Here is an 8813-nt window from a genome sequence, read left to right on the forward strand (position 1 = left end):
GCCTTCAGGTAACGGGTCGGGAGCGGAGGAAGAGATAGAGCGGCAGGCCGCAGGAGACGCCGATGCAGAAGGTCGCCGGGATGGCGACCAGCGCCAGCCAGTTCCTGCGCACGGCGGTTTCGGCGATGATCCAGGCGGTCAGGGTGACGGCGGCGATCGTCAGGTCCCACGTCAGGCCGGTGGTCGAGGCGTTCACATACCACGCGTCGATCAGCCCCGAGAGGCCGCCGCCGGTTTCGGCCATGTGGCGCAGGAACCAGTACATCGGGTGGATCGCGCCCCAGACAGCGAGAGCGAGGAAGATCAGGCGCAGCGGTGAGATCATAGCGAGGCTCCGATGCCGACATTGCCGATGGTCGTGCCGACGGCGGCGCCATGGGGGCTGACGCCGAGGCTGGTGTTGCCGACCCGCGTGGTGACGCGCGGCGTCACCTGCACCCCGCTCGGACCGAAGCCGACCCCGAGCCCGAGATAGGGCGCGTTCGGGTCGGAGCAGCCCGCGAGCAGCAGGGCCGTAGCAAGGGGGAGCCAGAGCCCGCGCATCAGAGCGTGCCGGAGACGCCGAACTTGGCCTGACCGCCAATGCTGATGCCCGGCTCGTCGGTGCCGGGTTTCTGCGGCGGGCCGTCGACCCCGCAGGCGGCGAGGGTCAGCAGGGCGAGGATCAGCAGGGGACGGGTCATGGCTTCTCCGGGGTCGAGAGGGCGGTCTTCCAGCGGGCGACCTGCGCGCGCACGTTGTCGGGGGCGGTGCCGCCGTAGGAGGTGCGGCTGCGGATCGAATTCTCGACGCCCAGCACCTCGAACACATTGGCGCGGATGCCGGCATGGACGGCCTGCATCTGCTCCAGCGTCAGGTCGGGCAGGTCGCAGCCCTGCGCCTCGGCCTCGGCCACCAGCGCGCCGGTGATGTGATGCGCCTCGCGGAACGGCAGGTCCAGCTCGCGCACCAGCCAGTCGGCGAGATCGGTTGCGGTGGAGAAGCCCGAGGCGGCGGCGGCGGCGAGGCTGTCGCGATTGGCGGTCATGTCCTGCACCATGCCGGTCATCGCGGCGAGGCCGAGCATCAGCGTGTCGGCGGCGTCGAAGACCTGCTCCTTGTCCTCCTGCATGTCCTTGGAATAGGTCAGCGGCAGGCCCTTCATCACCGTGAACAGCGCCACCGTCGCACCGAGGATGCGGCCGATCTTGGAGCGCAGCAGCTCGGCGGCGTCGGGGTTCTTCTTCTGCGGCATGATTGAGGAGCCGGTCGTCCACTTGTCCGAAAGCCGGACGAAGCGGAACTGGGCCGAGGACCAGATCACCAGCTCTTCGGCGAAGCGGCTCAGGTGCAGCGCGCAGATCGACGAGGCCGAGAGGAACTCCAGCGCGAAATCGCGGTCGGAGACGGAATCGAGGCTGTTGGCGGTCGGGCGGTCGAAGCCAAGCGCCCGGGCGGTCATCTCGCGGTCGATGGGAAAGCCGGTGCCGGCGAGGGCGGCGGCGCCCAGTGGGCATTCGTTCATCCGGTCCCGGGCATCGACGAAGCGCGAGCGGTCACGACCCAGCATCTCGACATAGGCCAGCATGTGATGGCCCCAAGTCACCGGCTGCGCGGTCTGCAGATGGGTGAAACCCGGCATGACCCAGTCGGCCCCGGCCTCGGCCTGAGCGAGGAAGGCGGCGATCAGCGCCTCGATCCCGGTGATGGCGGCGTCGCACTGGTCGCGGACCCAGAGCCGGAAGTCGACGGCCACCTGATCGTTGCGCGAGCGGGCGGTGTGCAGCCGTCCCGCGGGCTCGCCGATGATCTCCTTCAGCCGGGCCTCCACGTTCATGTGGATGTCTTCCAGCTCCACCCGGAAGGGGAAGGCGCCTGTTTCAATCTCTGACAACACCGTGAGAAGGCCTTCCCCGATGGCCTCGGCATCCTTATTGGTCAGGATACCCTGTGCGGCGAGCATCGCGGCATGGGCGCGCGACCCCTGGATATCCTGGGCGTAGAGCCGCTGGTCGAACCCGATGGAGGCGTTGATCGCCTGCATGATCGCGTCCGGTCCGGCAGCGAAACGCCCGCCCCACATCGCATTGGCTTGAGTGGCGGCATCGGGAGATTTGGGCGAAGCGGTCATGGGAAGCCTTCGGGAGGGAATATGCTGCGTCTGCTGGTTGCCGTGGTCTACACGGCCTTGATCTTCGGTGCAAATGGCGCGGCAGCCCAGGCCCCGGCCCTGACGGGCGACATGAAGAAGCTCGCCATCCATTCCGAGGCGCGCGACCTGCCCGAGGAGGGCCTCGTCGATCTGGAAGATCGGCCGCGCTCGCTGTCGGAATACCGCGGCAAATGGGTGGTGCTGAACTTCTGGGCGACCTGGTGCGCGCCCTGCCGCCACGAGATGCCGGGGCTCGACCGGCTGAATGCCGAGATGGGCGGCGAAGACTTCGCCGTGGTGACAGTGGCCACCGGACGCAACGCGGTGCCCGGCATCCGCAAGTTCTTCGCCGAGGCCGAGGTCACCACCCTGCCCGGCCTGCGCGATCCGAAGTCGGCGCTGGCACGGAAGGCCGGCGTGATGGGCCTGCCGGTGACGCTGGTGCTGAACCCCGAGGGGCAGGAGGTGGCGCGGCTGATCGGCGATGCCGAATGGGACGCGCCCGAGGCCAAGGCGGCGCTGGCCGCGCTGATGGCGGGCGGCTGAGTCAGCCCAGCGCCGCGACCCGGTCGTGGACGTGGCAAGTGACGACGTGATCGTTCACCATGCCCGTCGCCTGCATGAAGGCATAGACGATGGTCGGGCCGCAGAATTTGAAGCCCTCGGCCTTCAGCGCCTTCGACATCGCGCGGGCCTCCGGCGTCTCGGTCGGGATGTCGCCGCCGGTGAAGCGGTTCTGCACCGGGTGGCCGCCGACATGCTGCCAGAGGAAATCGGAAAAACTCCCCCGCTCCTCGATCCGCAGGTAGGCTTTGGCATTGCCGATTGTGGCCTCGATCTTGCCGCGGTGCCGGACGATGCCCGGATCGGCCAAGAGGCGCTGCACCTCCGGCTCGCCCCAGGTGGCGACCACGGCGGGATCGAAACCGGCGAAGGCGGCGCGGAAAGCCTCGCGCTTGCGCAGGATGGTGATCCAGGCCAGCCCCGCCTGAAAGCCGTCGAGCACCAGTTTCTCCCATAGCGCCCGGCTGTCCCACTCGGGCACGCCCCATTCGTGATCGTGGTAGGCGACATAGAGCGGGTGTGTGCCGCACCAGGCGCAGCGTTCTTCGGTCATCGGCGCCTCTCCCATCAAGAACAAATGCGAAACTTCAGCCTTTCTTTACCGCCGCCGGCGCAGGCTGTCACCGGGTCAGGCGGGCCTTGGCCGCGAAAAATCCGCGGCGACCGCCGGCAGCAGCGACCCGGACAGGAGGTAGAGAACCCGTGACGGCATGACTCTTGCGCCCCCTCCCCCGTGGCGGCAATATCCTTGCGTTGACGGCGATGCCTGCCTAGGTATTGCTGCAATGCGGCGGAGCAGCCCTCTGCCAGTCTGCAAGGGAGAGGACCCTCATCATGACCAATGTCGTAATCGTCTCGGCGGCACGCACGGCTGTCGGAAGCTTCAACGGCGCCTTTGCCAGCACGCCTGCCCATGAGCTCGGCGCCGCGGTGATCGAGGCTGTCGTCGCCCGCGCCGGTATCGACAAGGCCGAGGTCGATGAGACCATCCTGGGTCAGGTGCTGACCGCCGGTCAGGGCCAGAACCCGGCGCGTCAGGCGCATATCCGCGCCGGCCTGCCGCAGGAGAGCGCGGCCTGGAGCATCAACCAGGTCTGCGGCTCGGGCCTGCGTACGGTGGCGCTGGCGGCGCAGCACATCCAGCTCGGCGATGCGGGCATCATCGTCGCCGGCGGGCAGGAGAACATGAGCCTCGCGCCGCATGTCGCGCATCTGCGCGCCGGGCAGAAGATGGGTGACCTCAGCTTCATCGACTCGATGATCCGCGACGGGCTCTGGGATGCCTTCAACGGCTACCACATGGGCCAGACCGCCGAGAACGTGGCGAACCAGTGGCAGATCAGCCGCGCGGTGCAGGACGAATTCGCGGTTGCCAGCCAGAACAAGGCCGAAGCGGCGCAGAAGGCCGGGCGCTTCGCCGACGAGATCATTCCCTTCACGATCAAGACCCGCAAGGGCGACGTGACCGTGGATCAGGACGAATACATCCGCCACGGCGCGACGCTGGACGCGATGACCAAGCTGCGCCCGGCCTTCACCAAGGACGGCACGGTGACGGCGGGCAACGCCTCGGGCATCAACGACGGCGCCGCGGCGGTGCTGTTGATGAGCGCGGCCGAGGCCGAGAAGCGTGGACTGACGCCGCTCGCCCGCATCGCCTCCTATGCCACGGCGGGGCTCGACCCGGCGATCATGGGCGTCGGCCCGATCCACGCCAGCCGCAAGGCGCTGCAGAAGGCGGGCTGGAGCGCCGCCGATCTGGATCTGGTCGAGGCGAACGAGGCCTTCGCGGCGCAGGCCTGCGCAGTGAACACGGACATGGGCTGGAACCCCGAGGTGGTGAACGTGAACGGCGGCGCCATCGCCATCGGCCACCCGATCGGCGCCTCGGGCGCGCGCATCCTCAACACCCTGCTGTTCGAGATGGGCCGCCGCGACGCGAAGAAGGGCCTCGCCACGCTCTGCATCGGCGGCGGCATGGGTGTGGCCATGTGTCTCGAACGCCCCTGATCCCTTCGCAACCGCAGAAACGGAGGCGCAATATTATTGCGCCTCCGTTTTCGTTTGGATAACACTATTTCAAATGCTGCAGGCAGAGGAGGAATCATGTCGAAAGTAGCACTGGTCACCGGAGGGTCGCGCGGCATCGGCGCGGCAATTTCCATCGCGCTGAAAGACGCAGGCTATACGGTGGCCGCGAACTATGCCGGCAATGACGAGGCCGCGGCCAAGTTCACCGCGGAGACCGGGATCAAGACCTACAAATGGTCGGTCGCCGATTACGACGCCTGCAGCGCCGGGATCGCGCAGGTCGAAGCCGAGCTGGGCCCGGTCGCGGTGCTGGTGAACAACGCGGGCATCACCCGCGACGCCATGTTCCACAAGATGACGCGCGAGCAGTGGCAGGAGGTGATGGACACCAATCTGTCTGGCCTGTTCAACATGACCCATCCGCTGTGGAGCGGCATGCGCGACCGCAAGTTCGGGCGCATCGTCAACATCTCCTCGATCAACGGCCAGAAGGGTCAGGCGGGCCAAGTGAACTATTCGGCGGCCAAGGCGGGCGATCTCGGCTTCACCAAGGCGCTGGCGCAGGAGGGCGCGCGCGCCGGGATCACGGTGAATGCGATCTGCCCCGGCTATATCGGCACCGAGATGGTGCGGGCCATCGATGAAAAAGTGCTGAAGGAGCGCATCCTGCCGCAGATCCCGGTCGGCCGTCTGGGCGAACCGGCAGAGATCGCGCGCTGCGTCGTCTTCCTCGCCTCCGACGACGCCGGGTTCATCACCGGCTCGACGATCACCGCCAACGGCGGCCAGTTCTTCGTCTGACGAACGGCGGCAGGGGCGGCCCGCGCGGCCGCCCCGCCCCAGAAATCCCTTGCCGCAGCGCAAAAACTGCGGACAGTCCGGGCAGAGCCGTCAGGAGCCCGCCCTATGTCCCGCAACCGCGCCACCCTCATCGGTTTTTCCGCCATCCTGCTCTGGTCGCTGCTGGCGCTGTTCACCATCGGCTCGGCCCCGGTGCCGCCGTTGCTGTTGAACGCGCTCTGCTTCTGCATCGGCGGCACGCTGGGGCTGGTCTGGGTGCTGGCGGGCGGCGGGCTGGCGCGGCTGAAGGGCGTCGGATGGAAGGTCTATGCCTTCGGCACGGTGGGGCTCTTCGGCTACCATTTCCTGTATTTCACCGCCTTCCGGCTGGCCCCCACCGCCGAGACCGGGCTCATCGCCTATCTCTGGCCGCTGTTCATCGTGCTGTTCTCCGGCCTGCTGCCGGGCGAGCGGCTGACCTGGCGGCATGTGCTGGGGGCGCTGACGGCGTTCGCCGGGGCGGCGCTGATCGTGCTGCGCGGCGGGGTCGCGCTGGATGGGGCCGCGGCGCCGGGGTTGGCGCTGGCCTTCCTCTGCGCCCTGACCTGGGCCGCCTATTCGGTGCTGTCGCGCGGGCTGGGCCGGGTGCCGACGGAAAGCGTCACCGTCTTCTGCCTCGCCACGGCGCTGCTGTCGGCGCTGGCGCATCTGGCGCTGGAGCCGACGGTCTGGCCGGCGAATGCGCTCGGCTGGGCCTCGGTCGTGGCGCTGGGATTGGGGCCGGTGGGGCTGGCCTTCTTCACCTGGGACATCGGTGTGAAGCGGGGCGACATACAACTTCTGGGTGTGGCGTCCTATGCGGCGCCGTTGCTGTCGACGGTGGTTCTGGTGCTGACGGGGATCGCGGCCCCGAGCCTCGCCATCCTGATCGCGGCGTTGCTGATCGCCGGAGGGGCGGCGCTGGCGGCAAGCGCCAGCGCCTGAATCTCGTTAACGGGCCGAACTTCTTACTGGGACAGACGGGTGATCTCTTCCTTCAGCTTCAGCTTCTGCTTTTTCATCTCGGCGATCTTCAGGGCATCGGTGGCGGGGCTGCGTTGCGCCCGCTCCACGGTGTCCGAGAGGGTCTCGTGCTTGCGGCGCAGTTCCTGCAGGTGCGAAGCGACAGTCATTCTCTACCTCCTGTGAATGGTCCGAGTGTCATCAGTCCATCACAGAAGATGAGTCGTGTCACGCAAAGTCGGGCCTTCCGGCGATGGATCGCCGACATTTCGATTCAACTCCAGCGATACCGCGCCGGCGTCGCGCAGCAGGGCCGCCGCGGCCCTCGAGAGGCTGTCGCGGTCGCCGTCATGCGCAGCGCCGTCATGCAGGATCAGCGGCGCGAGCAGGGTGAAAGGCCCCCTCCCGCCCTTTTTTGACTGGATGATCAAACGTCCAGCCGCCCTGCCCTGCCGCGCCGCCAGCGGCAGCACCCGGCAGGAGCCCATCCGGTCGTCCAAGGCCGCCAGCGCCGCCGGCAGCCGGTCGGCACCGAGGATCAGCGTCAACATGCCGCGGGGGGCCAGACGGCGGATCCCGGCCTCGATCCAGGCCGAAAGCGGAGTCGCCTCGCGCATCGCGGTCTCGCGCCCGGGGTCGGCCGCGCCGGTGCCGCTGCCCGGCGGATAATAGGGCGGGTTGGCGATCACATGGTCGAAGGAGCCGCGCAGCGCCGCCGGCATGGCGCTCAGGTCGCCCTCGTGCACCTCCAGCGCCATGCCGTTGCGCGCCGCGTTCTCGCGGGCCAGCGCGGCATAGGCCGGCTGCAGCTCCAGCCCCGCCAGCCGCAGCCCCGCTACCCTGAACCCCAGGCAGAGGCTCGCCACGCCGACGCCGCAGCCCAGTTCCAGCACCGTCTGCCCCGCCCGGGCCGGGACGCTGGCCGCCAGCAGCACCGGGTCGGTCGCCGCACGGTAGCCGCGCCTTGGTTGCAGCACATGCAGCCGCCCGCCGAGAAAGCCGTCGTCGGTCAGCTCGCCCGGCGCGAACATCATTGCCCCGTCGGAATGCCGTTGTCGGCCATGACGATCCTGGCGCGATACAGGTCCTGATCGCGCACCATCAGCCGACGCGGCAATATGCCGATCGAGCCTTCGAGGATGCTCATGTGGACGTCCATGGCAAAGGCGTCTATATCCTCGCCCTGTAGGAGCGCTGAGGCGAAGGCGATGACGGTCGGATCGGTCGTGCGCAGAAGCTCTTTCATGACAGGGAAATAATCGGCAATCCCCAGGTTTGTCGAGCAGGTTGCAGGGTCGGGATGGGATTGGACGAAGTTTCGCAGAAGCCGCATGACCGGCTCGCCGCATGGCTTGCCGAGGACATGGCGCAGGTCAACCTGCTGATCCGCGAGCGGATGGCGTCGAAACACGCGCCGCGCATCCCGGAAGTGACGGCGCATCTGGTCGAGGCCGGGGGCAAGCGCCTGCGCCCCCTGCTGACGCTGGCCGGCGCGCGGCTCTGTGGCTACGAGGGGGCCTATCACATCCATCTCGCGGCGACGGTGGAGTTCATCCATACCGCCACGCTCCTCCATGACGACGTGGTGGACGAGAGCGAGCGGCGGCGCGGGCGGCCCACCGCCAACCTGTTGTGGGACAACAAGTCTTCGGTGCTGGTGGGCGACTACCTCTTTGCCCGCAGCTTCCAGCTGATGTGCGAGACGGGCTCCCTGCGGGTCATGGACATCCTCGCCAATGCCTCGGCGACGATCTCCGAGGGCGAGGTGCTGCAGCTGACGGCGGCGCAGGATCTCGGCACGACCGAGGACATCTATCTGCAGGTGGTGCGCGGCAAGACAGCGGCGCTGTTCTCGGCGGCGACCGAGGTCGGCGGGGTGATCGCCGGGGCCTCCGAAGCCGAGGTCGAGGCGCTGCATGCCTATGGCGACGCGCTGGGGATCGCCTTCCAGATCGTCGACGACCTGCTGGATTACGGCGGCACGGCGGATGCCATCGGCAAGAACACCGGCGACGATTTCCGCGAGCGCAAGCTGACGCTGCCGGTGATCAAGGCGGTGGCCAAGGCCGACGCCGAAGAGCGCGCCTTCTGGGTCCGGGTGATCGAGAAGGGCAAGCAGGGCGACGGCGATCTGGAGCAGGCGCTGGCGATCATGGCGCGGCATGGCGCGATGCAGGCGGCGCGGGCCGATGCGCTGGCCTGGGCCGGCGTGGCGCGCGAGGCGCTGACCCGGCTGCCGGAGCACCCGCTGCGCGGCATGCTGCACGATCTGGCCGATTACGTGGTCGAGCGGATCAGCTGATCC

Annotated in this window: 13 protein-coding genes; 5 read left to right on the plus strand and 8 right to left on the minus strand. The window is 68.2% G+C overall.

From position 1 onward, the window contains the following. Window positions 1-4: 4 nt before the first annotated feature. Genes C5F48_RS03855 through argH form a run of 4 tightly spaced genes read right to left on the minus strand, consistent with a single transcriptional unit; the run spans window position 5 to window position 2110 of the window. Window positions 5-322: a DUF2834 domain-containing protein gene (locus C5F48_RS03855; protein WP_107662621.1), complete on the minus strand. Its 318-nt coding sequence runs from the start codon at window positions 320-322 to the stop codon at window positions 5-7. Next, window positions 322-543, minus strand: coding sequence for a hypothetical protein (locus C5F48_RS03860; RefSeq protein ID WP_107662587.1), 222 nt, complete (start codon window positions 541-543; stop codon window positions 322-324). Before C5F48_RS03860 ends, C5F48_RS03855 begins: the two co-directional genes overlap by 1 nt. Beyond that, window positions 543-683: a hypothetical protein gene (locus C5F48_RS25030; protein ID WP_169310932.1), complete on the minus strand. Its 141-nt coding sequence runs from the start codon at window positions 681-683 to the stop codon at window positions 543-545. Before C5F48_RS25030 ends, C5F48_RS03860 begins: the two co-directional genes overlap by 1 nt. Continuing rightward, a complete protein-coding gene (gene argH / locus C5F48_RS03865) occupies window positions 680-2110 on the minus strand; it encodes an argininosuccinate lyase (RefSeq protein WP_107662588.1) in 1431 nt (476 codons plus the stop codon). The genes C5F48_RS25030 and argH overlap by 4 nt, the downstream gene beginning before the upstream one ends. Window positions 2111-2131: 21 nt before the next feature. Here argH and C5F48_RS03870 point away from each other — a divergent pair, with 21 nt between their 5' ends. After that, complete coding sequence (locus tag C5F48_RS03870; protein WP_107662589.1) at window positions 2132-2677, plus strand: TlpA disulfide reductase family protein; 546 nt, start codon at window positions 2132-2134, stop codon at window positions 2675-2677. A gap of 1 nt (window position 2678) precedes the next feature. On the opposite strand, the gene C5F48_RS03875 is transcribed toward C5F48_RS03870, so the two are convergent. After that, window positions 2679-3248: a DNA-3-methyladenine glycosylase I gene (locus tag C5F48_RS03875; RefSeq protein WP_107662622.1), complete on the minus strand. Its 570-nt coding sequence runs from the start codon at window positions 3246-3248 to the stop codon at window positions 2679-2681. A 281-nt stretch (window positions 3249-3529) separates the two neighbouring features. Between C5F48_RS03875 and C5F48_RS03880 the strand changes: the two genes are divergently transcribed. The 3 genes from C5F48_RS03880 (at window position 3530) to yddG (ending at window position 6490) form a co-directional block, all read left to right on the plus strand. Beyond that, window positions 3530-4705 carry an acetyl-CoA C-acetyltransferase gene (locus C5F48_RS03880; RefSeq protein WP_107662590.1) on the plus strand — a complete coding sequence of 392 codons (1176 nt, stop codon included), beginning with the start codon at window positions 3530-3532 and terminating at the stop codon, window positions 4703-4705. Window positions 4706-4801: 96 nt separating this feature from the next. Further along, a complete protein-coding gene (gene phbB, locus C5F48_RS03885; protein WP_107662591.1) occupies window positions 4802-5527 on the plus strand; it encodes an acetoacetyl-CoA reductase in 726 nt (241 codons plus the stop codon). A gap of 105 nt (window positions 5528-5632) precedes the next feature. Further along, a complete protein-coding gene (gene yddG, locus C5F48_RS03890) occupies window positions 5633-6490 on the plus strand; it encodes an aromatic amino acid exporter YddG (RefSeq protein ID WP_107662592.1) in 858 nt (285 codons plus the stop codon). A 23-nt stretch (window positions 6491-6513) separates the two neighbouring features. On the opposite strand, the gene C5F48_RS03895 is transcribed toward yddG, so the two are convergent. Genes C5F48_RS03895 through C5F48_RS03905 form a run of 3 tightly spaced genes read right to left on the minus strand, consistent with a single transcriptional unit; the run spans window position 6514 to window position 7754 of the window. Further along, window positions 6514-6678 carry a YdcH family protein gene (locus C5F48_RS03895; RefSeq protein ID WP_107662593.1) on the minus strand — a complete coding sequence of 55 codons (165 nt, stop codon included), beginning with the start codon at window positions 6676-6678 and terminating at the stop codon, window positions 6514-6516. A gap of 39 nt (window positions 6679-6717) precedes the next feature. Continuing rightward, window positions 6718-7539, minus strand: coding sequence for a tRNA1(Val) (adenine(37)-N6)-methyltransferase (locus C5F48_RS03900; protein WP_107662623.1), 822 nt, complete (start codon window positions 7537-7539; stop codon window positions 6718-6720). Then, window positions 7539-7754: a putative signal transducing protein gene (locus tag C5F48_RS03905; RefSeq protein WP_107662594.1), complete on the minus strand. Its 216-nt coding sequence runs from the start codon at window positions 7752-7754 to the stop codon at window positions 7539-7541. Before C5F48_RS03905 ends, C5F48_RS03900 begins: the two co-directional genes overlap by 1 nt. A gap of 54 nt (window positions 7755-7808) precedes the next feature. Between C5F48_RS03905 and C5F48_RS03910 the strand changes: the two genes are divergently transcribed. Continuing rightward, window positions 7809-8810 carry a polyprenyl synthetase family protein gene (locus tag C5F48_RS03910; protein ID WP_107662595.1) on the plus strand — a complete coding sequence of 334 codons (1002 nt, stop codon included), beginning with the start codon at window positions 7809-7811 and terminating at the stop codon, window positions 8808-8810. The last annotated feature ends 3 nt before the right edge of the window (window positions 8811-8813 follow it).

The organism is Cereibacter changlensis JA139 (genome assembly GCF_003034985.1).
GTDB classification, from domain to species: domain Bacteria; phylum Pseudomonadota; class Alphaproteobacteria; order Rhodobacterales; family Rhodobacteraceae; genus Cereibacter; species Cereibacter changlensis.

Bases quoted from the DNA above. Each gene is read 5' to 3' on its own strand.
- argH (WP_107662588.1), bottom strand. From the start codon at position 2,110: ATGACCGCTTCGCCCAAATCTCCCGATGCCGCCACTCAAGCCAATGCG.
- C5F48_RS03895 (WP_107662593.1), bottom strand. From the start codon at position 6,678: ATGACTGTCGCTTCGCACCTGCAGGAACTGCGCCGCAAGCACGAGACC.
- C5F48_RS03880 (WP_107662590.1), top strand. From the start codon at position 3,530: ATGACCAATGTCGTAATCGTCTCGGCGGCACGCACGGCTGTCGGAAGC.
- C5F48_RS25030 (WP_169310932.1), bottom strand. From the start codon at position 683: ATGACCCGTCCCCTGCTGATCCTCGCCCTGCTGACCCTCGCCGCCTGC.
- C5F48_RS03870 (WP_107662589.1), top strand. From the start codon at position 2,132: ATGCTGCGTCTGCTGGTTGCCGTGGTCTACACGGCCTTGATCTTCGGT.
- phbB (WP_107662591.1), top strand. From the start codon at position 4,802: ATGTCGAAAGTAGCACTGGTCACCGGAGGGTCGCGCGGCATCGGCGCG.
- C5F48_RS03905 (WP_107662594.1), bottom strand. From the start codon at position 7,754: ATGAAAGAGCTTCTGCGCACGACCGATCCGACCGTCATCGCCTTCGCC.
- C5F48_RS03860 (WP_107662587.1), bottom strand. From the start codon at position 543: ATGCGCGGGCTCTGGCTCCCCCTTGCTACGGCCCTGCTGCTCGCGGGC.
- yddG (WP_107662592.1), top strand. From the start codon at position 5,633: ATGTCCCGCAACCGCGCCACCCTCATCGGTTTTTCCGCCATCCTGCTC.
- C5F48_RS03900 (WP_107662623.1), bottom strand. From the start codon at position 7,539: ATGTTCGCGCCGGGCGAGCTGACCGACGACGGCTTTCTCGGCGGGCGG.
- C5F48_RS03910 (WP_107662595.1), top strand. From the start codon at position 7,809: ATGGGATTGGACGAAGTTTCGCAGAAGCCGCATGACCGGCTCGCCGCA.
- C5F48_RS03875 (WP_107662622.1), bottom strand. From the start codon at position 3,248: ATGACCGAAGAACGCTGCGCCTGGTGCGGCACACACCCGCTCTATGTC.